General features: G+C 61.8%; 19 protein-coding genes. 6 read left to right on the forward strand and 13 right to left on the reverse strand.

Translation table 11 applies throughout. The annotated features are described in order from the left end of the window. Positions 1 to 70: 70 nt before the first annotated feature. Together GIB19_RS17315 and GIB19_RS17320 are read right to left on the reverse strand one after the other, a co-directional pair. Entirely contained in the window at positions 71 to 1225 is a 1155-nt protein-coding gene (locus GIB19_RS17315) for a cysteine desulfurase family protein (RefSeq protein WP_274887315.1), read from the reverse strand. Between the two features lie 185 nt (positions 1226 to 1410). Beyond that, positions 1411 to 2337: a LysR family transcriptional regulator gene (locus GIB19_RS17320; protein WP_085273280.1), complete on the reverse strand. Its 927-nt coding sequence runs from the start codon at positions 2335 to 2337 to the stop codon at positions 1411 to 1413. Positions 2338 to 2477: 140 nt separating this feature from the next. On the opposite strand from GIB19_RS17320, the gene GIB19_RS17325 reads away from it, so the two are divergent. The 3 genes from GIB19_RS17325 (at position 2478) to GIB19_RS17335 (ending at position 5613) form a co-directional block, all read left to right on the forward strand. Next, the gene (locus GIB19_RS17325) at positions 2478 to 3707 is read left to right on the forward strand and encodes an acyl-CoA dehydrogenase (RefSeq protein ID WP_027593815.1); all 1230 of its coding nucleotides are present in this window, start codon (positions 2478 to 2480) and stop codon (positions 3705 to 3707) included. 117 nt (positions 3708 to 3824) lie between these two features. Beyond that, positions 3825 to 5228 (forward strand): PAAR domain-containing protein, encoded by a 1404-nt coding sequence (locus GIB19_RS17330; RefSeq protein ID WP_274887316.1) that lies wholly within the window; start codon positions 3825 to 3827, stop codon positions 5226 to 5228. Further along, positions 5218 to 5613, forward strand: coding sequence for a hypothetical protein (locus tag GIB19_RS17335; protein WP_157765564.1), 396 nt, complete (start codon positions 5218 to 5220; stop codon positions 5611 to 5613). The genes GIB19_RS17330 and GIB19_RS17335 overlap by 11 nt, the downstream gene beginning before the upstream one ends. A gap of 75 nt (positions 5614 to 5688) precedes the next feature. Here GIB19_RS17335 and GIB19_RS17340 read toward each other — a convergent pair whose 3' ends face one another. The 7 genes from GIB19_RS17340 to ribBA all read right to left on the reverse strand — a co-directional run bounded on the left by GIB19_RS17340 (position 5689) and on the right by ribBA (position 13785). Continuing rightward, on the reverse strand, positions 5689 to 6753 hold the full coding sequence (locus GIB19_RS17340) for a TerC family protein (protein WP_274887317.1): 1065 nt from the start codon (positions 6751 to 6753) through the stop codon (positions 5689 to 5691). A 169-nt stretch (positions 6754 to 6922) separates the two neighbouring features. Then, positions 6923 to 8230, reverse strand: a complete 1308-nt coding sequence (locus tag GIB19_RS17345; RefSeq protein WP_274887318.1) for a substrate-binding domain-containing protein — start codon at positions 8228 to 8230, stop codon at positions 6923 to 6925. Between the two features lie 161 nt (positions 8231 to 8391). Beyond that, positions 8392 to 9540, reverse strand: a complete 1149-nt coding sequence (locus GIB19_RS17350; protein WP_027593812.1) for an ABC transporter ATP-binding protein — start codon at positions 9538 to 9540, stop codon at positions 8392 to 8394. A 19-nt stretch (positions 9541 to 9559) separates the two neighbouring features. After that, the gene (locus tag GIB19_RS17355; RefSeq protein WP_027593811.1) at positions 9560 to 10369 is read right to left on the reverse strand and encodes an ABC transporter permease; all 810 of its coding nucleotides are present in this window, start codon (positions 10367 to 10369) and stop codon (positions 9560 to 9562) included. 6 nt (positions 10370 to 10375) lie between these two features. Continuing rightward, a complete protein-coding gene (locus GIB19_RS17360; protein WP_033694105.1) occupies positions 10376 to 11293 on the reverse strand; it encodes an ABC transporter permease in 918 nt (305 codons plus the stop codon). Then, complete coding sequence (locus tag GIB19_RS17365; protein WP_099429850.1) at positions 11290 to 12315, reverse strand: polyamine ABC transporter substrate-binding protein; 1026 nt, start codon at positions 12313 to 12315, stop codon at positions 11290 to 11292. The genes GIB19_RS17360 and GIB19_RS17365 overlap by 4 nt, the downstream gene beginning before the upstream one ends. Before the next feature lie 348 nt (positions 12316 to 12663). Further along, the gene (gene ribBA / locus GIB19_RS17370) at positions 12664 to 13785 is read right to left on the reverse strand and encodes a bifunctional 3,4-dihydroxy-2-butanone-4-phosphate synthase/GTP cyclohydrolase II (RefSeq protein ID WP_099429849.1); all 1122 of its coding nucleotides are present in this window, start codon (positions 13783 to 13785) and stop codon (positions 12664 to 12666) included. Positions 13786 to 13863: 78 nt separating this feature from the next. On the opposite strand from ribBA, the gene GIB19_RS17375 reads away from it, so the two are divergent. After that, entirely contained in the window at positions 13864 to 14157 is a 294-nt protein-coding gene (locus GIB19_RS17375) for a DUF1330 domain-containing protein (protein ID WP_027593807.1), read from the forward strand. A gap of 22 nt (positions 14158 to 14179) precedes the next feature. Here the strand turns inward: GIB19_RS17375 and GIB19_RS17380 are convergent, their stop codons facing one another. Then, positions 14180 to 14902: a pirin family protein gene (locus tag GIB19_RS17380; protein WP_274887319.1), complete on the reverse strand. Its 723-nt coding sequence runs from the start codon at positions 14900 to 14902 to the stop codon at positions 14180 to 14182. Between the two features lie 92 nt (positions 14903 to 14994). Then, the gene (locus GIB19_RS17385; RefSeq protein ID WP_274887320.1) at positions 14995 to 16014 is read right to left on the reverse strand and encodes an alpha/beta hydrolase; all 1020 of its coding nucleotides are present in this window, start codon (positions 16012 to 16014) and stop codon (positions 14995 to 14997) included. A 146-nt stretch (positions 16015 to 16160) separates the two neighbouring features. Between GIB19_RS17385 and GIB19_RS17390 the strand changes: the two genes are divergently transcribed. Further along, entirely contained in the window at positions 16161 to 17045 is an 885-nt protein-coding gene (locus tag GIB19_RS17390; protein ID WP_274887321.1) for a LysR family transcriptional regulator, read from the forward strand. A gap of 121 nt (positions 17046 to 17166) precedes the next feature. Continuing rightward, positions 17167 to 17931, forward strand: coding sequence for a hypothetical protein (locus tag GIB19_RS17395; RefSeq protein WP_099429845.1), 765 nt, complete (start codon positions 17167 to 17169; stop codon positions 17929 to 17931). Between the two features lie 17 nt (positions 17932 to 17948). Here GIB19_RS17395 and GIB19_RS17400 read toward each other — a convergent pair whose 3' ends face one another. Together GIB19_RS17400 and GIB19_RS17405 are read right to left on the reverse strand one after the other, a co-directional pair. After that, positions 17949 to 18350 (reverse strand): GFA family protein, encoded by a 402-nt coding sequence (locus GIB19_RS17400; RefSeq protein WP_274887322.1) that lies wholly within the window; start codon positions 18348 to 18350, stop codon positions 17949 to 17951. A gap of 98 nt (positions 18351 to 18448) precedes the next feature. Then, positions 18449 to 19072: a glutathione S-transferase family protein gene (locus GIB19_RS17405; RefSeq protein ID WP_274887323.1), complete on the reverse strand. Its 624-nt coding sequence runs from the start codon at positions 19070 to 19072 to the stop codon at positions 18449 to 18451. Positions 19073 to 19231: the final 159 nt, after the last annotated feature.

Consider the following 19231-nt stretch of genomic DNA (forward strand, 5'->3'; position numbering starts at 1 on the left):
CGCTGTATTTCACCGGCCTCTTCGCAGCGCAAGGCTGCTCCTACATCGGCCTAGGACGTCGGCGCCAGCTTTACCACAACGACACTGACGCCGCTGTCACAGCCCTGGCAAACACCTCGATTGCCTTGTCCACTTCAGCCTCGGTGCTGAACCGCCCAATGCTCAACCGCACGCTGTTACGTGCCCGGCTTTCATCCAGCCCCAGTGCCAGCAGCACATGCGATGGCGCATTGCTCGCCGAATTACACGCTGACGTGGTCGACAATGCCAACTCACTGGCCAACGCTGCACTGTTGAAGCCTCGGCTCTCGATGCACAGGTTCAAGGTATGCGCAATGCGCTGAGTGTCGCAACCATTGAGGCTTACCGCTGGCAAGGCCAACAACCCATCGCGCAGCTTCTGGGACAGGTGCTCGATGCGCTGGTGTTCGCTGTCCCCCGGCTGGCCGGCCAAGGCAAAGGCGCTGCCCATGCCGACAATCTGGTGGGTCGCCAGGGTGCCCGAACGCAGCCCGTGTTCATGCCCGCCACCGTGCATCTGCGCACGCATCAGCTCGCGCGCGCGCGGCCCGACGTAGAGCGCGCCGATGCCTTTTGGGCCGTAGACTTTGTGGGCCGAGAACGACATCAGGTCTACCGCCATTGTTGCCAGGTCGATGGCCAGCTTGCCCACCGCCTGCGCGGCGTCCACATGCAACAGTGCACCGTGGGCACGCACACGCTCGCCAATCGCCGCAAAATCGGTCACGGTCCCCAGTTCGTTATTGACCGCCATCAGCGTGACCAGGCGGGTATCGGCCTGCAGTGCCGCCTGCACGGCTTCAGGCTGGATCAGGCCCGAAGCATCCACAGCCAGGCGGGTAACGGCCCAACCTTGGCGCTCCAGTTCAGCGACCGTGTCGAGCACGGCCTTGTGTTCCAGCTGGCTGGTGATCAGGTGTCCCGGCTCGCCGATGCCCTGGGCGATGCCCTTGAGCGCAAGGTTGTTGGACTCGGTAGCGCCTGATGTCCACACCAGCTCATCGGCGCGGGCGCCGACGCATTCGGCGACCTGCTGGCGCGCCTGCTCCACAGCATTGCGGGCTGCTTGGCCATAGGCGTGGCCACTGGATGCGGGGTTACCGAAGTTGGCTTGGCGGCCAAGGCAGGCGAGCATCGTTTCGATGACGCGGTCGTCAACGGGCGTGGTGGCGGCGTAGTCGAAGTAGAGCGGGGCGCTGGGCATGGGGCGGGTCCGTGTCTGTCACGTGGGATTCAGTGATCGTTGCAGTAAGCGTACCCGGCCCCTGACCAACAATTTTTGCCTTCTGTTTGGTTGATTCGCAGCTGTTTGGTAAATAATTCTTCTAATTTAGGCTGGTGGAGAAAAAAATTCTCCAGCAGACAGGCGTCCGTCCCATCACAGCAGCGTCAGGCCGGTTCCAGCGTGCGTTCTTCCTCCGCCACCACCCGTTCGCACAACTCGATGATCTGCTCGCGCATCCAGCGGTTGGCGGGGTCCTGATCCGTGCTTTCATGCCAGTACAGGTGGGTTTCCAGCGCTGGTACGTCCACTGGCAATGCCTGGTAGCGCAGTTGATGGCGGCGGGCGAAACGCTCGGGGACGGTCATCACCATGTCGGTCTGCTGCAGCACCTGCGAAGCCATCAGGTAGTGCTGGGAGCGCAAGGCCACCTTGCGTTGCACGCCCATCTTGCCCAGGGCCAGGTCGACATAGCCGAGGCCATTGCGGCGGCTGGAAATATGGATATGGGTCATGCCCAGGTAGCTGTCGAGGGTCAGTTTGCTGTCGGCCAGCGGGTGGCCCTGGCGCAGGGCGCAGACATAGCGGTCTTGCATCAGTTTGACGTGGCGTACCTGTGGGTCGGTGTTCAGCGGGGCGTCGACGGCAAAGTCCAGCCGCCCGGCTGCCAGTTCCTTGGTGGTTTCGCGACGTTTGCACAGGAAGCTCTCGATCAGCACCGAAGGCGCCAGGCGGCGCAGGCGCTGGAACAGCGGCGGCAGGATCACCGCCTCGGTCAGGTCGGTCATGCTGATGCGGAAGGTCTTGTTGGCCTGTTGCGGGTTGAAGATGCGGCTTTCTTGCACCGAGGTGCGCAGCAGGGCAAGGGCGTTGCGCACTGGGCCGATGATGTTCTGCGCCATCGGCGTGGGCACCATGCCTTGTGCGGTGCGCACGAACAGCGGGTCGTTGAAGGTTTCGCGCAGCCGCGACAGGGCATTGGACACCGCCGGTTGGGTGATGCCGACAATTTGCCCGGCGCGGGTCAGGTTGGCTTCGGTGTAGATCGCGTCGAAGACGATGAACAGGTTGAGGTCGACCTTGCTGAGGTTCATGTGCGCCGCTCGTTGTTGGAATTATTGCCCGATCATATATCGGTTATGAATGTTTATACACGCTGAAAATAGACTAGGTGGATGGGCGCGTGCTGCTCTAGGCTCTGGCCCATGTCCTACGAACCGTGAAGGTAGCCCCGATGGATTTCGCCTATTCGCCCAAGGTCCAGGCATTGCGTGAGCGCGTCACCGCGTTCATGGATGCCTATGTCTATCCCGCCGAGGCGGTGTTCGAGCGCCAGGTCGCCGAGGGGGATCGCTGGCAGCCCACCGCGATCATGGAAGAGCTCAAGGCCAAGGCCCGCGCCGAGGGGCTGTGGAACCTGTTCTTGCCTGAGTCGGAGTACGGCGCCGGGCTGAGCAACCTGGAATATGCCCCGCTGGCCGAAATCATGGGCCGCTCGCTGCTCGGGCCAGAGCCGTTCAACTGCTCGGCACCGGACACCGGCAACATGGAAGTGCTGGTGCGTTATGGCAGCGAGGCGCAGAAACGCCAGTGGCTTGAGCCCCTGCTGCGCGGGGAGATCCGCTCGGCGTTCGCCATGACCGAGCCGGACGTGGCCTCCTCGGACGCCACCAACATGGCCGCCACCGCTGTGCGTGATGGCGATGAGTGGGTGATCAATGGCCGCAAGTGGTGGACCTCCGGGGCCTGTGACCCGCGCTGCAAGGTCATGATTTTCATGGGCCTGTCCGACCCCGAAGGCCCGCGCCATCAGCAGCACTCGATGGTGCTGGTGCCGACCGACACGCCTGGCGTGAAGATCGTCCGGCCGCTGCCGGTGTTCGGTTACGACGACGCGCCGCATGGCCATGCCGAGGTGTTGTTCGAGAACGTGCGGGTGCCTTACGAGAACGTGATTCTGGGTGAGGGCCGTGGCTTCGAAATCGCCCAGGGCCGCCTCGGCCCAGGCCGCATCCACCACTGCATGCGCTCGGTCGGCATGGCCGAACGGGCGCTGGAATTGATGTGCAAACGCTCCGTGGAGCGCACAGCCTTCGGCCGCCCGCTGGCCCGCCTGGGCGGCAACGTCGACAAGATCGCCGACTCGCGCATGGAAATCGACATGGCCCGCCTGTTGACGCTGAAAGCGGCCTACATGATGGACACGGTCGGCAACAAAGTGGCCCGCAGCGAAATCGCGCAGATCAAAGTAGTGGCGCCGAATGTGGCCTTGAAGGTGATTGACCGGGCGATCCAGATGCATGGTGGCGCCGGGGTGAGCGGTGATTTCCCGCTGGCGTATATGTACGCCATGCAGCGCACCTTGCGCCTGGCCGACGGGCCGGATGAAGTGCATCGGGCCGCGATTGGCAAGTATGAGATTGGCAAGTATGTGCCGGTGGAGATGTTGCGTAGTTCCAAGTGATTTGTAAGCAAATTTCGTAATTGCTGTAGGAAGTGTCTGGTTTTGACGTTCAGGCACTAAAAGCGCTGTTGCAGCTGTTAGGTTTCGACACCTCACCTATGCACAGAGAGCGTGTCGATGCGTGTCAACCTGGGAGGAAAAGGTCAGGCGGTAGACGGTGATGTCACCACGACGGGCGCTGTTTGCATCGCGACTGATCTCTGCTACTTGAGCGATGGGCGTAGGGTGCTCAGGGAGGGCGACAGGACAACACCCTGTCCCCTCTGCGGCAATGAAGGGACCGTCGCTGAAGGCGTTTTGCATTTCTTCTCTGATGGCCATGCCGTGGCCATGGATGGGGCGCTGGTGAACTGTGGTTGCCCGCCCGGTAGTAACCGAGTCGTAGCACCGCTGGATGTGGCACCGCCACCTCTGCGGACTTTGGCGTCTAACCGCGTAATGTCTATTGTGCCATCCGCGGGTGCTCAAGCAGGCAACTGCTCGCGAGGGTCAGTTACAGCATTGCCGGGGACAATGGAGCCGGGCTTTTATGTGGTTCCCAGAAGCATGTCGTTCTCTCAGGTTCTGCTGCGGTTGGCCGAGCAGGACGCCTCGTTACCCATTTCCCGTTTGCAGCGGCTTAATCCTACCTACGATCAAGGATTCAAGGCTGGGGAAATTTTCGTCATTGGTGACCCAGATAATGGCGATGCCTGTACCCGTGAGGAAGCCAAGCTGATGGCTGCCGCTCAGGACGCCCGGCACGCGTTGGCGGCGCTGGATTTTGCCGAATCGGATTTCATGATGAAGCACCAGGCTGATATTGCCGGCTTGCTCAGCAATGCCAGCCAATCGATGGGCGTGGGCAAGGACATGCTGGATCAAGGGTTGAAACAGGTCCGCAACACCTTGAACCAGATCGAGCAATTGCATCAGCGGGAGTTTTTGCGGCATGGGCATTTGAACAGTCGCGAATTCTTCGTCTCGCGGCGTCAGCTGTTGCAGCAACTGGATGGACAGTTGAAGGCGGCATTGCTTAACAAACAGCTGAACTTGGGGAGTTATGAGCGGCTGAAGAAGAGTCTGAATATTTCGACCAAGAGCCTGGTGCACCATTGGTCGAAAGCGGGTGGGGCGGGGCAGATACCGGGGTATGCGACGCATCTCGATAAAGTGGCGAAACTCTCCAATTACCTCAAACACGGCGGGAATGCTGCAATTGGACTGAGCGGGGCTTCGTCGTACCTCAATGTGAGAGAGGTTTGTCAGGCAGGGAGTACAGAGGCTTGCAGGAAAGCCCGTTTCGTAGAAACAGGAAAATTCAGCGGGAGCGTGGGTGGTGGAATGGCAGGGTCGTTGGTAGCCGGTGCAGCGGCTGGTACGGTGTGTGCTGCTTTTACTGTGGGTACTGCGGGTTTAGCAATTCCATTATGCGGAATTTTATTAGTTGGCGGCGGTAGCTTCGCGGGCGGTAAGTTAGGTGAGATCATGGGGGAGGGGACAGGGGAATTCATCTATGAGGTATCAAATTATGGATATTAATACATGGCCTATAGCTGTAAAGCTGTCGTTTGTAATTATGCCATTTGTTATTTCCATGTCAGGCTTTGCAATAAGTGCGTACATAACGTTGACTCGTCATTATCAGGTTGTTTGTTCTTCGGTTACAAGTAATTCGTATATAGAGTGTTTGAAAGTAACTTGGGGTGGGTCTTATTTTAAATGGCGACTAATGTTGGTTTGTGCTATTGGTGGGCTAGTCACGTTCCCCTGGTTTGTGTTGCGCCGCGGTCAAGTGGATGCTGAAGAACTAAAAAGATTTCCGCCAAAGCTGAAGCGATGGTTGGCAGTGTCTACTTGGCTAGCTATCATCGGTTTTGCCTGGATGATGTTTGCGGGTTTAGTTATCAAGATTTCCAAGGTGTAGTAATTCTAGTTTTTGTATTTTTGATGAATAGTTGCGTCTAAGAATCGCTGAGTTTGCACGTATTAAGCGCGTTAGTCAGACCCGCAATTGCGGGTCTTTCTCATTTTTATCACCCTCAGCTTTCCCCGCCGGAAGCGGCTCCATGCTGGCCTCATCCACCGCTACCTTACCCCCCCGCGTCTTGACCAACGACACCACCACCCCACCCAGCAACAACCCAAACGTCACCCCCAACGACAGCAACGCTGGCACCTTGCCGACCATCCCGTGGTAGAAGATCTTGCAACCAATGAAGATCAACACCAACGCCAGCGCGTACTTGAGGTAGATAAACCGGTGCATCAACGCTGACAAGGCGAAGTACAGCGAGCGCAAGCCGAGGATGGCAAAGATGTTCGAGGTATAGACAATGAACGGGTCCTGGGTAATGGCGAAGATCGCCGGCACGCTGTCGACCGCAAACACCAGGTCGGCCAGTTCGATCAGTACCAGGGCCAGAAACAGCGGGGTGGCATACCGCAGCGCCTTGCTTTGCCCTGGCGGTGTCTGGCGCACGAAGAAGTGCGAGCCGTGGATCTGGTCGGTAACCCGCATGTGCCGGCGCACGAATTTCAAGATTGGGTTGTTGGCCAGGTCCGGATGGCTGTCCTCCTTCGACAGCGCCATCTTCACCCCGGTGAACAGCAGGAAGGCGCCGAAGATGTACAGTACCCATTCGAAGTTCTGCACCAGTGTCGCACCCACGCCGATCATGATCGCCCGCAGGAACACCACGCCCAGGATGCCCCAGAACAGCACGCGGTGCTGATAGCGGCGGGGGATGGCGAAGAAGCCGAAGATCATCGCCATGACGAACACGTTGTCCATCGACAGCGACTGCTCGACCAGGAACCCGGTGTAGAACTCCAGCGCCGACTGCGCGCCCAGTTCAAACCAGACCCAGGCGCCAAACAGCACGCCGACACTGAAATAGCCCGAGTACAGCAGCAGGCTTTCGCGCATTTCGATCTCGCGGTCCTGGCGGTGCAGCACGCCCAGGTCGAGTACCAGTAAACCGATGACGATGGCGATGAACACCAGCCACAACCACGTGCTGGTACCGAGAAACGGAGTGGTGAGGAATGTCTGCAGAGCCGTCATGAGCCCCTCCTTGATTGTCGACGTTGCAAGGCAACAGTGATCCGACATGGCGGCTTGGCAGCCGTCAGAGGGGCCCGGTATCACATGGGCTTGAGCCTAGTCCCGTTTGCGCGGGATGCCGAATGCAGACCTGTTACATTTCTTTGCCTGGCACCCGGCGGGTGACGCCTTAATACACCCACACTTCTACCCGCCGATTGCGCAAGCGGCCTTGCTCCTGGTCGTTCCCTGCCACGGGCAGTTCGTCGCCCATGCCGGTCACTTCCAGCACGTCCACGCCATCGCGTGCCAGCTCGCGACGAACCGCCAACGCCCGTAAGCGCGAAAGCAGCGCCGCGCGCCCGGGTGTCTCCTTGGGGTCACCAAAGCCCACTAGCACCGCCTTGCTCTGCAGCTTGCCGGCCTGGCGCAGGTACTCGGCTACCCGCTGCACATCGCGCAACGCTTTGTTGTCGAGGCTGGCGCTGCCCTCCTGAAAGCGAAAATTCACGCTCAACCGCTGCGCTTGCTCGGCCAGTGTGCGGTAGCGCGGCGGCATGTCGGCCTGTGGGGGGACCGGTTGCGCCTTGACCTGCTGCGAAACGAAACCCAGTTGGGCGACGATGGCCTGGCCGGCTGGGCTCTGGGCAAAGTCGGCCAGGGCCTTGGCCTGAGGCTTGGGGTTGGCTGGCAGGTAGAAATACAGGCGCCGCGACAGCGGGTAGTCCTCGCTGGCCACGAGCGAGCGCTGCGGCAGCATGGCCGGTGCATCGCCCTGGGCGACGGCCAGCACCTTGGCCCCGTGTACTGCCGCCAGGCTGCTGAAACCGATGGCCTGGCGGTCGGCGGTGACGCGCTCGGCCAGCGTGTCGCTGGACTCAAACCGCTGAGCCTTGGCAGACAGCTCGCCTTGATTAGGGTCGAGCACCAGTGCCTTGAAGGTTTCGAAGGTGCCGGAACGGTCGTCGCGGGCATAAAGGTGAATCTTCCCACCCGCAATGCCCACCTGGTCCCAGCGCTGGATGTGCCCGGAGAAGATCTGCGCCAGTTGCAGCGTGGTCAGTTGCGGCAGTGGGTTGTCGGGGTGGACGATCACCGCCACGCCATCGAGGCCGATGACCTGTTCGGCGCTGGCCGCACGCAGGTCACCCAGGGCATGCAGTTGCTGAACTTCTGTATCGTTGATCGGCCGCGAGGCGGCAGCCAGGTCGGCCTCGCCCCGGCCCAACGCTGCAAAGCCGGTGCTGGAACCATGCGCGGCGATGTCGATACGCAGCGGTTGCCCGCGAACGTCGCGGGCGGTGATGACGGTTTCGTTGGTGTGTGTGCCGGGGGCCTGTTCAATCGCCGTTGCACCTTGAGCCCGCAATTGCCCTTGCACCAAAGCCGGCAGCAGGGCCGCGCCGATGGTGTTGGAGCCCTGCACGCGCAAATGCGCAAAATCGGCCAGGGCCGACAGCGGAAGCAGGGCAAGAAGAATGAGCAGCAGGCGGGGCATGCCGGGCAACCTATGGCACAGAGTTGCCCGGCAGATTACGACGGTGGCGTGATAGAAATATGACAGGCAGTCGGGAGGGCGTTAATCCTGTGAGAGCTGGCTTGCCCGCGAAGAGGCCGGCAAGCACCACAAGACAGTTGCTCCCACAGGTTGCTGCTAAATCAGTGCGCGCCTGCCGACTTGCTCAGGTCACTCTCCGCCCACTCGGTATAGATGCAGGCATCGGCCACGGCCCAGCGCACGTTCACGGTATCCCCTGGCTGCATCGGCATGCCTGCCGCAGACAGCGCCTTCACGGTCATCTCGGTACCGCCGGCAGTGACCACATGGCACGTTTGGCTTTCACCCAGGAACAACACTTCGGCGACCTTGGCCCGCACCTCGTTCCAGCCCGCTGGCAAGGGTTGCGCGGCGGCCTGGGCAGCGGTCAGTGCCAGGGCTTTTTCCGGGCGTACCATGATCAGTGCCTGCTGCTCGGCAGCCAACCCGGCGGTCAGGCGGATGGCCACCGGCTGGCCCTCGAAACTGCCCGCGCCATTGCTGCTGGCCTTGATCCGCAGGAAGTTGGAATTGCCCAGGAACGAGGCGACGAACGCGTTCGGCGGGTTCTGGTAAAGGTCATAGCCACTGCCCAACCCAACGATCTTGCCATGGCTGAAGATGGCGATGCGCTGGGACAGGCGCATGGCCTCTTCCTGGTCGTGGGTGACGTAGACGATGGTGATGCCTAAGCGGCGGTGCAACTGGCGCAGTTCGTCCTGCAGGTCTTCACGCAGCTTTTTATCCAATGCGCCGAGCGGCTCGTCCATCAGCAGGATGCGGGGCTCGTAGACCAGCGCACGGGCGATCGCCACCCGTTGCTGTTGGCCGCCCGACATTTGCGAGGGCTTGCGGTGGGCGAACTTTTCCAGCTGCACCAGCTTGAGCATGGCATCGACCCGCTTGTTGATCTCGGCGGCGCCGAGCTTGCGGATGGCCAGGGGGAAGGCGATGTTGTCGCGCACGTTCAGGTGCGGGAACAGCGAATAACGCTGGAACACCATGCCGATATCACGCTTGTGCGGCGGTACGTTCACCAGCGACTGGCCTTCGACCAGAATCTCGCCGCTGCTGGGGGTTTCGAAACCGGCCAGCATCGACAGGGTGGTGGACTTGCCCGAACCGCTGGAGCCGAGGAAGGTGAGGAACTCGCCGTCCTGGATTTCGAGGTCCAGGTTGTCCACGGCGGTGAAGTCGCCGTAGTGCTTGTTCAGGCCGCGCAGGCTGACCAGGGTCTTGTTGTGCGCGTTGTCTTTGATCACTGCACTCATTGTTGTTTTCTCCGGGCGCTCAGGCGTTGACTTCGGTGCGCCGGCGCAAAGCGGCGGCAATGACCATCACAAGCAGGGACAGGCCGATCAGCAGCGTCGAGGCGACGGCGATCACCGGGCTCAGGTCCTGGCGCAGGGTGGTCCACATCTTCACGGGCAGGGTCTGCAGGTCGGGGCTGGCCATCATCACGCTGAGCACCACTTCATCCCACGAGACGAGGAAGGCGAACAGGCCGCCGGCGATCATGCCCGGGCGAATGGCCGGGAAGGTCACCTTGAAAATCGCCTGCAGGCGCGAGGCGCCGCAGATGACCGCGGCATCTTCGATCGACTGGTCGAACAGCTTCAGCGAGTTGATGATCGAGATAATGGTGAAGGGCAGGGCGACGATCACGTGGCTGACCACGAACGCGAACAGCGTGCCGGTGTAGCCCAGTTTGAGAAACAGCGCATACACCGCGACGGCGATGATCACCAGCGGCACGATCATCGGCATGGTGAACAGGCCGTAGAGCATCTCACGGCCGGGGAAGCGGCCGCGCACCAGGGCAAACGCCGTCGGCAGGCCCAGCAGCACTGCGGCAACAGTGGTCAGCACGGCGACCTTGAGGCTGGCCAGGGCGGCATCCATCCACTCCGGGTTGGAGAAGAACTGGCCGTACCACTTGAAGGTCCAGCCCGGCGGTGGAAACACCAGCCACTGTGAAGAGCCGAACGACAGCAGCACGATGAACACCACCGGCAGCAGCAGGAAGGCGGCGATGACCCCGGTGGTCAGGTACAGGCCCGTACGCAGCGGGCGGCCCATGGCATTGGGTGACAGGAGCATGGCGGATTACCTCGCGTTGCCGACCGGGGATTCCGGCTGCAGCTTCAGGTACAGGTAGAAGAGCACCAGGGTGATCACCACCAGCAGTGCGGCGGCGGCGCTGGCCAGGCCCCAGTTGAGGAACGACTGCACCTGTTGAATGATGAATTCGGGCAGCATCATGTTCTGTGCTCCACCGAGCAGGGCCGGCGTGACGTAGTAACCGAGCGACATGACGAACACCATCAACGCCCCCGAGAACAGCCCCGAGCGGCACAGCGGCAGGAACACCTTCCAGAAGTTGGTCCACGGGCTGGCCCCGCAAATCGACCCGGCTTGCAGCACCATCGGGTCGATGGCGTGCATGGTCGCCTGCAGCGGCAGCACGATGAACGGGATCATGATGTAGCTCATGCCGATCACCACGCCGGTGAGGTTGTGCACCATCTCCAGCGGGGTATCGATGATGCCCATGGCCATCAACGCCTTGTTGATCACACCCGAGCTTTGCAGCAGCACCAGCCACGAGTAGGTGCGCGCCAGCAGGCTGGTCCACATCGACAGCAGCACGATGTTCAGCAACCAGCGGCCCCAGCCGTTAGGCACCAGGGTGATCGCCCAGGCCAGCGGGAAGCCCAGCAGCACGCTGATCAGGGTCACCACACCGGCCACCGAGAAGGTGTTGAACAGCACCCGCGCATAAGCCGAGTTGGCGAACAACTGCTCGTAGTTACCCAGGCCTGGCACTGGCTCCAGCACGCCGCGCAGCAACAGGCCGATCAGCGGGGCGAAGAAGAACAGGCCAAGGAACAGCAGGGCAGGCAGCAGGTTGCGGCTGCCTTTCCAGCGCTGGCCCAGGCTCACACGGCGGGGGGCCGTTCCCGGGGCGCCGGCGCCCGTGGGGGCACCTTGCGCGTTGTGCAGGGCGTTGATGGCGACTTTCATTTGACCAACCACTCATTCCAGCGTGCGGCGATGGCCTGGCCGTTTTTCGCCCAGTAGGCAAAGTCCAGTGTCACCTGGTCCTGGGCATAGGCGGTCGGCAGATTAGGCGCCAGGTCGGCTTTGAGCTTGGGCACGCTGTCCAGGTTGACCGGCGCGTAAGCGGTCAGGTTGGCGAACTCGGCCTGGCCTTCGGGGCTGCTGGCGTTGGCCAGGAACTTCATGGCCGCGTCCTTGTTCTTGGCACCCTTGGGGATGACCAGGAAGTCGGCCATGACCAGGTTCTGCTTCCAGCTCACGCCCACCGGTGCACCGTCTTGCTGCAAGGCATACACGCGGCCGTTCCAGAACTGGCCGAGCGAGGCTTCACCAGAGGCCAGCAGTTGCTGCGACTGCGCGCCGCCACCCCACCAGACGATGTCTTTCTTGATGGTGTCGAGCTTTTTGAAAGCGCGGTCCAGGTCCAGCGGGTAGAGCTTGTCGGCGGGCACGCCGTCGGCCAGTAGCGCCAGTTCCAGCACGCCAGGGCTCGGCCATTTGTACAGGGCGCGCTTGCCGGGATAGGTCTTGGTGTCGAACAACGAGGTCCAGTCTACCGGCTTGTTCGCACCCAGCTTGCCTTCGTTGTAGCCGAGCACGAACGAGAAGAAGAACGAGCCGACGCCATGGTCGGACACGAAGCGCGGGTCGATGCGGTCTTTTTTGACGGTGTTGAAATCCAGCGGCTCGAGCAGGCCTTCACTGGCGGCGCGCAGGGCGAAGTCGGCTTCGACGTCGACCACGTCCCACTGCACGTTGCCGCTTTCGACCATGGCCTTGAGCTTGCCGTAGTCGGTAGGGCCGTCTTGGACGACTTTGATGTTGGTCGCTTTGGAGAAGGGTACGGCCCATGCTTCTTTCTGGGCGTCCTGGGTGGTACCGCCCCAACTGACGAAGTTCAGGCTGTCAGCGGCCTGCGTGGCCTGACACGCCAGGGTCAGCAGGCTGGCGGACAGCACTGCGGTTACACGTTTGCTCAACAGCATGGTTACGCCCTCGTTGCTTTTGTTATTCGAGGCGGGGCTTTTTGGTGCGCCCGCCAACAGTATTCGGGGAGCAGCTAAAACAAAGTGTCGGTGGCCGATTGTGAGTGTAGGTGCCGGCCTGCACATTCAAGGTCTACGGGATATCATATTATGGTATTCCAAACTTTTGGCAAGAGGCGGAGGCGACCGGCCATCACTCCAACCTTTCCAACCATCGCCTCCACGTGCTGTAGGCGCAGCCTTGTGCTGCGAAGAGGCCGGTGCAAACAGGACCCTTCTCTGAGTAAGTACCGGCCTCTTCGCAGCACAAGGCTGCTCCTACACGGCGTGGGCGCTACGGCAGCGGTGTCAGCCAGCCATCTCTGGCTCGAACGGTATGCTCTGCACCACCTCCAACTCATACCCTGCCAACCCCGCATACTTGAGCGGCGGGCCAAGGTGGCGCAGCTTGCCTACGCCCAGGTCCTGCAAAATCTGTGCACCGGTGCCGACTTCCGAATACACCTTCGACTGCCCGCGCTGGTAAGGCCGCACCGGCTGGGTCAGCTGCGGAACGCGTTCGAGCAACGCCTGCGAAGATTCATGGTTGGCCAGGATCACCACCACGCCGGTGCCTTCTTCGGCGACCTTCTGCAGCGCCGCCCACAGTGTCCAGTTGGCCGGGCCGGCGTATTCGGCGCCGACCAGGTCGCGCAGCGGGTCGATCACATGCACGCGCACCAGGGTCGGTTGCTCGCGGCGGATGTCGCCCATGACCATGGCCATGTGCACGCCACCTTCGATGCGGTCTTCATAGGTCACCAGGCGGAAGGTGCCGTGCACGGTGGGCAATTCGCGCTCGCCGATGCGCTTGATGGTCTGCTCGGTGCTCAGGCGGTAGTGGATCAAATCGGCAATGGTGCCGATCTTGATGCCGTGCCTGGCGGCGAACACTTCCAGGTCCGGGCGGCGCGCCATGGTGCCGTCGTCATTGAGCACTTCGACGATCACCGAGGCGGCTGTGAAACCGGCCAGGCGCGCCAAATCGCAGCCCGCTTCGGTGTGGCCGGCGCGGGTCAGCACGCCGCCTTCGCGGGCGCGCAGGGGGAAGATATGCCCAGGCTGCACCAGGTCTTCCGGGCGCGCGTTCGGCGCCATGGCCGCTGCCACGGTGCGCGCACGATCGGCAGCGGAAATACCGGTAGTGACGCCAGTGGCGGCCTCGATCGACACGGTGAAGGCGGTGCTGAACACGCTGCCGTTGGCCGGTACCATCTGCTCCAGGCCCAGGCGCTGGCAATGATCGTCGGTCAGTGTCAGACAGATCAGGCCGCGCGCTTCGCGGGCCATGAAGTTGATGGCCTGGGCGTCACAGCGTTCGGCGGCGATCAGCAGGTCGCCTTCGTTTTCCCGGTCCTCATCGTCCACCAGCAGGACCATCTTGCCTTGCCGGTAGTCCTCGAGAAGTTCTTCGATGCTGTTGAAAGCCATGCTGCACGCTCGCTGTGGTGGGGTGATTTTTATGGTATACCATCATACACAAATACTTTTGCAACAGGAGAGCAGCGGATGAAAGCGTATTGGATCGCCCACGTGGATGTGACCGACCCCGAGCAATACCAGCAATACACCCAGCGCGCGCCCGCTGCCTTCGCCGCATTCGGTGGGCGGTTTCTGGCGCGGGGCGGGCGTAGCGAGGCGATGGAAGGGCGGCCGACGCCGCAGCGCAGCGTGGTGATCGAGTTCGACTCATACGAGCAGGCGGTGGCCTGTTATCAGTCGGCGCTTTATCAGGAGGCCTGCAGCCACCGCCAAGGTGTGGCGAAGGCTGAAGTGATCATCGTCGAAGGGTTCGAGCCCTGAGGTGATCAGGGCCGGCATCGGTTTACGGCATGCCTGGCAACTCATGGGGGCGCAAGTCGAACACCAGGACCTCTGCATCCTGGCCATTGTCAAGTTGCAGCAACTGCTCCTGGCGCACCCGAACGCCATCGCCCTCATTCAACACCTGCCCATTGAGCTCGATGCTGCCGCGCGCCACATGCACGTAGCCGTGCCGATTCTGCGGCAAGGTCAGGCTCGCCCGCTCTGCACCGTCGAACAACCCGGCGTACACCCGCGCATTCTGGCGCACCTGCAATGAACCTTCGGCACCATCCGGGGAGATGATCAGCCGCAATTTGCCGCGTTTTTCCTCGGCACTGAAGTGCTGCTGCTGGTAACGCGGCGTTGCGCCCTGGACGTTAGGCACGATCCAGATCTGCAGGAAGTGCACTGGCTGCGCCTGGCTGTGGTTGAACTCGCTGTGAGCCACACCGTGCCCGGCACTCATCAGTTGCACGTCGCCGGGGCGGATCACCGAGCCGGTGCCCAAGGTGTCCTTGTGCTCCAGCGCACCTTCGAGCACATACGAAAAGATTTCCATGTCCCGGTGCGGGTGCTCGCCAAAGCCCTTGCCAGCGATGACGCGATCGTCGTTGATCACCAGCAGGTCCGAGAAGCCTTGTTCGTCGGGGTTGCGGTAGTGGCCGAAAGAGAAGGTGTGAAAGGATTTCAGCCAGCCATGAAAGGCCAGGCCGCGGTCTTGGGCGTTACGGACGGTGAGCATGGTGGTCTCCTTATAAGTGGGTTTCGGAAGAACAGGTGGCAATGGCACGCGCAACCACAAAGACTCGATCGCGCGGGCCTTTGTGTCTGGATTTATTGAAGGTGTACCTTCAGCTCCCCAGCCGCCTGGCGCATCGCCGCTTTCACTTCAGGCACCTGGCTCAGCGGGTTCAGCAACCCATAGTCATGAATCATCCCGTTGTACCGCACCGCAGTCACCGTCACCCCCGCCGCATCCAGCTTGCGTGCATAGGCCTCGCCCTCATCACGCAACACATCGAACTCTGCGGTCTGCACCAGCGCTGGCGGCAGGCCTTTGAGCTGCTCGCTGCTGGCGCGCAGCGGCGAGGCGTAGATTTGCTCACGTGCCTTGGCGTCAGTGGTGTAGCTATTCCAGAACCACTTCATCATGCCGGTCGTGAGGAAGTGCCCCTCGGCGAACTGCTTGTACGAGCCGGTTTCGAAGCTGGCATCGGTCACCGGCCACAGCAGCAACTGGAAGCGCAGCTTAGGGGTACCGGCCTCCTTGGCCTTGAGCGCGACCACTGCGGCCATGTTGCCGCCGACGCTGTTGCCGGCCACGGCCAGGCGCTTGCCATCCACGCCGATCGCTTTGCCATGCTCGGCCACCCAGCGGGTGGCGGCATACGCCTGGTTGATGGCAGTGGGGTAGTGCGCTTCAGGTGAAGGCGTGTAGTCCACGTACACCGCTACCGCGCCGGAACCGACCACCAGGTCGCGAATCAGCCGCTGGTGAGTCGGGAAATCGCCCAGTACCCAGCCGCCGCCGTGGAAGAACATGAACACCGGCAACTCACCCTTTACATTGGCCGGGCGGACAACTTGCAGCGTGATCGCCTCGCCGTTGGCCTGGATCGTGTGTGCTTTGACTTCGATGCCGGACAGGTCAACCTTGACCGACGATTGAGCACCGGTCAGCACTGCACGGGCGTCCTTCGGCGCGAGCTGTTCCAGGGGCTTGCCGCCACCCTTTTCCAAGGCTTCGAGGAAGGCCTGGGTGTGCTGCTCGACGCCTGGGCTGCCTGCTGCAAACGCAGTGGAAACGGAGAGGGCAAGGAGGCTAGTAGTGAGTGCCTTGTGGACAATGTTCATGTGCGAATCCTTTTCTATGCAAGTGTTTGAGGGGGGCGCATTGCCTGGCCTTAAGGGCCATCGCTGTGACTTGCGAGTAGATTAAGGAGATGCCTTCGTGGGAAAAAGCGGCTATAAAGCGTTTGACTGTCACCAGGAGCGAGACAATGAACCCTTACGAAGACATGCGGATCTTCGCCCAGGTCATGGAAGCCGGTAGTTTCACCGCTGCGGCGGACCGTCTGGGTATGTCCAAGCAATCGGTCAGCCGGCGCCTGATGCAACTTGAAGAACGCCTGGGCGTGCGCCTGCTCAACCGCTCGACACGGCGCCTGGACGCCACCCCGCTGGGGCAGCACTATTACCAGTCGGCGTTGCGCTTGCTGGGCGAAGTGCAGCAGGTGGAGCACGACATCAGCGGCCAGGCCCAGGCCTTGCGCGGCACCTTGCGCCTGAGTGCGCCGCTGTCGTTCGCCATGGCCCACCTGGGGTGCCTGCTGACCGAATTTCTGCAGTTGCACCCGCAGGTGGATGTAGAAGTGGACCTCAGCGACCGGGCCGTGGACCTGATCGGCGAAGGCTATGACCTGGCCTTGCGCATTGGCGCGCTGGAGGACTCCAGCCTCATCGCGCGGCGTCTTGCCGGTGTTGAACGGGTGTACTGCGCAAGCCCGGCCTATCTTGAGGCGCATGGGGTGCCCGCATTCCCCGAGCAGTTGGCCGGGCATGACTGCCTGCCTTATGGGCATTCACGCCAGGTGCAGTGGCAGTTCAAACAGGGCGGCAAGACGCAGGCAATTGCGGTGGCGGGGCGGATGCGCGCCAACAATGGCGAAATGCTCAGGGATGCGGCGATAGCGGGGATGGGCGTGACGTACCTGCCTACGTTCATCGTTGGCCAGGCACTGACGGATGGCCGCTTGGTGACGTTGCTGGAAGACTGGACGCCGCCGGCGTTGCAGTTGTCGGCGGTGTATCCGCAGCATCGCCAGGTGGCGCGGGCGGTGCAAACCTTTGTCGGGTTCTTGCGGGAGCGGCTGGCGCAGTTGTGACGGGGCCAGCGCGTTCGCCGCTGGTGGGCTGAAGTGCAATTCGGCTAGCATGAGGCTCTGCCAAGCAACCCGCGCGCGACTGCGCAAGGCTTGATCCCTCCCTTCTGATCCGAACCTCTGCATGACTGCCTTCTACCTCAAACTACTCATGACACCCACCCTCATGCTGGCCATCTCGCTGGCGGGCAAACGTTGGGGTACGCAAATTGGCGGGCTGCTGTCGGGGCTGCCTGTCACCTCAGCGCTGGTGATGCTGTTTCTCAGCCTTGAACAGGGCGAGGTGTTCGCGTCGCAGGCCGTACCTGGGGCATTGGCGGGGGTGGCCGCCGTGCAAGCGACCTGTTTGTTCTACTACTGGGTGACCCAGCGCGTCAGTGCGTTTGTCGGCTGCATCGTAGCGCTGCTGTTCTTCGCTGTGGCCGCCTTGGCGACCAGCCACCTGGGCTGGGTGGCGCTGTCTGTCGTTGCCACGCTGTTACTGGTCGTCGCCATCGTCGTCGCTACCTCGCAACCGGCCCAGGCCCGTTCAGCGCGTTACGTGCCGATGCCGCGCTGGGTCATCCCGATGCGCATGATGACCGCCACCTTGTTGCTGTTGGTGATCACGGCCAGTGCAACGATGCTCGGGCCGGTGGTCAGTGGGATGCTGGCGCCGGTCCCGGTAATCGCCTGGCCGCTTGCAGTATTTGCCCACGTCCAGGGCGGGCGCCACGAGTTGGGCGCGATCGTGCGTGGCAATGCCATTGGCGCGGTGGGCGTGGTGGGCTTCTACCTGGCCCTGCAAAGTTCGCTGTTGCAGTGGGGCGCAGTGCTGTCGATTTCGCTGGCGGTGTTGCTGGCGGTGGTTGTGACGTTCGTCTTGGCGAAGCTGTTGCAGCCACGCTAGAGCGTGCTGCAAGGCGCCTAGGCGCCAGGCGCACTGGGTTCGATGGGGAAATACCAAGGCGCCTTGGCATCGAGGTGAATGTGCTTTTGGCTGTGTGGCGTGAAGGGCGTGTCCAGTGTGGCCAGGGCCACCGATACCCAGTCGCTGAACTCACCCTCGGCGCGTGACCAGAACAGGTTCGAGCCACAGCGTGCGCAGAATTCGCGTTGTACCGAAGGCGAGGAGTGATAGGTGCTGATCGTGTCTGCGCCGGTCAGTACCTTGAGGGCGTTGCGGGGTACGCTGGCATAGCTTGCAAACGCCGCCCCGTGGCCTTTGCGGCACTGGCTGCAATGGCAATGGGTGAGCGCTTTGGGGGCTGTGAGCAACTGATAGCTGACAGCGGCGCAAAGGCAGCTGCCGTGATAAGTGTGCGGCATGAGGGTAGTCCGTGGGCGGTGGGCACGTGGGCCGCTACGCAGCCCTTTCGATCAGTTCTGCCAGGGCGGCGCAGCGGTCGAGTGTGGCAGCAGTGCGCTCAGGGGGTGCCGTTTCTGCCATGCAGGCAAAACGCCCGGCGCTTGCTCAAGCGTTCGTAATACGCCCTGACGGCTGGCAAATCAGGGTGCTCGAAAGGCGTCTCGAACCACCGGTTGACCGAAAGGCCGATGGGGATGTCTGCCAGGGTGAACATGTCGCCGGCCACATACGCACCGGTTGCGGCGAGCTGCCGATCAAGAATCTGCATGTAGCGAGACCACTCGGCACGGCCCGCGGCCAGCGCCTGCGGGTCCTGGTGGGCGGGTGAATGCCTGACCAGCGACATGAAGGTGTAGCTCCAGGACCTGTTGAGGTCCGAAGCCTGCCAGTCGATCCATTGATCGATACCTGCTCGTGCTTTTGCCTCGGTCGGGTACACCGAGGCGTGGCCATAGCGCGTCGCCAGGTAACGGATAATGGAGTTGGATTCCCACAGGGTGAAGTCGCCATCCTGGATGACCGGGATCATGGCGTTGGGGTTAAGTGCCAAGAATTCGGGGGTGTCGGTGGCGGTGAAGCCTGCGCCCCAGTCCTCCCGTTCGAAGGGGATATCAAACTCGGCACAGGCCCAGAGGACTTTACGCACGTTGATCGAAGACGCTCTGCCCAATATCCGTAACATGGTATTCGTCCTTGCTTGTGGAAGGCTGATCGTCCGTCACGGCATGACCTCGGTCAAGGATTAACCGTGGGCGGTGGGCAGGGTTTTTCGTTCGTTAAAAATAATGCTGCAAGGCTGTCCCTTTTTTTCAGGCCGCCTGTCATTAGCGGTAGTAGAGAA

Source organism: Pseudomonas sp. ITEM 17296, from assembly GCF_028895205.1.
GTDB classification, from domain to species: Bacteria; Pseudomonadota; Gammaproteobacteria; order Pseudomonadales; family Pseudomonadaceae; genus Aquipseudomonas; species Aquipseudomonas kermanshahensis.

Coding starts and splice junctions, on each gene's coding strand:
- GIB19_RS17315 (WP_274887315.1), bottom strand. CDS start 1,225: ATGCCCAGCGCCCCGCTCTACTTCGACTACGCCGCCACCACGCCCGTT.
- GIB19_RS17320 (WP_085273280.1), bottom strand. CDS start 2,337: ATGAACCTCAGCAAGGTCGACCTCAACCTGTTCATCGTCTTCGACGCG.
- GIB19_RS17325 (WP_027593815.1), top strand. CDS start 2,478: ATGGATTTCGCCTATTCGCCCAAGGTCCAGGCATTGCGTGAGCGCGTC.
- GIB19_RS17330 (WP_274887316.1), top strand. CDS start 3,825: ATGCGTGTCAACCTGGGAGGAAAAGGTCAGGCGGTAGACGGTGATGTC.
- GIB19_RS17335 (WP_157765564.1), top strand. CDS start 5,218: ATGGATATTAATACATGGCCTATAGCTGTAAAGCTGTCGTTTGTAATT.
- GIB19_RS17340 (WP_274887317.1), bottom strand. CDS start 6,753: ATGACGGCTCTGCAGACATTCCTCACCACTCCGTTTCTCGGTACCAGC.
- GIB19_RS17345 (WP_274887318.1), bottom strand. CDS start 8,230: ATGCCCCGCCTGCTGCTCATTCTTCTTGCCCTGCTTCCGCTGTCGGCC.
- GIB19_RS17350 (WP_027593812.1), bottom strand. CDS start 9,540: ATGAGTGCAGTGATCAAAGACAACGCGCACAACAAGACCCTGGTCAGC.
- GIB19_RS17355 (WP_027593811.1), bottom strand. CDS start 10,369: ATGCTCCTGTCACCCAATGCCATGGGCCGCCCGCTGCGTACGGGCCTG.
- GIB19_RS17360 (WP_033694105.1), bottom strand. CDS start 11,293: ATGAAAGTCGCCATCAACGCCCTGCACAACGCGCAAGGTGCCCCCACG.
- GIB19_RS17365 (WP_099429850.1), bottom strand. CDS start 12,315: ATGCTGTTGAGCAAACGTGTAACCGCAGTGCTGTCCGCCAGCCTGCTG.
- ribBA (WP_099429849.1), bottom strand. CDS start 13,785: ATGGCTTTCAACAGCATCGAAGAACTTCTCGAGGACTACCGGCAAGGC.
- GIB19_RS17375 (WP_027593807.1), top strand. CDS start 13,864: ATGAAAGCGTATTGGATCGCCCACGTGGATGTGACCGACCCCGAGCAA.
- GIB19_RS17380 (WP_274887319.1), bottom strand. CDS start 14,902: ATGCTCACCGTCCGTAACGCCCAAGACCGCGGCCTGGCCTTTCATGGC.
- GIB19_RS17385 (WP_274887320.1), bottom strand. CDS start 16,014: ATGAACATTGTCCACAAGGCACTCACTACTAGCCTCCTTGCCCTCTCC.
- GIB19_RS17390 (WP_274887321.1), top strand. CDS start 16,161: ATGAACCCTTACGAAGACATGCGGATCTTCGCCCAGGTCATGGAAGCC.
- GIB19_RS17395 (WP_099429845.1), top strand. CDS start 17,167: ATGACTGCCTTCTACCTCAAACTACTCATGACACCCACCCTCATGCTG.
- GIB19_RS17400 (WP_274887322.1), bottom strand. CDS start 18,350: ATGCCGCACACTTATCACGGCAGCTGCCTTTGCGCCGCTGTCAGCTAT.
- GIB19_RS17405 (WP_274887323.1), bottom strand. CDS start 19,072: ATGTTACGGATATTGGGCAGAGCGTCTTCGATCAACGTGCGTAAAGTC.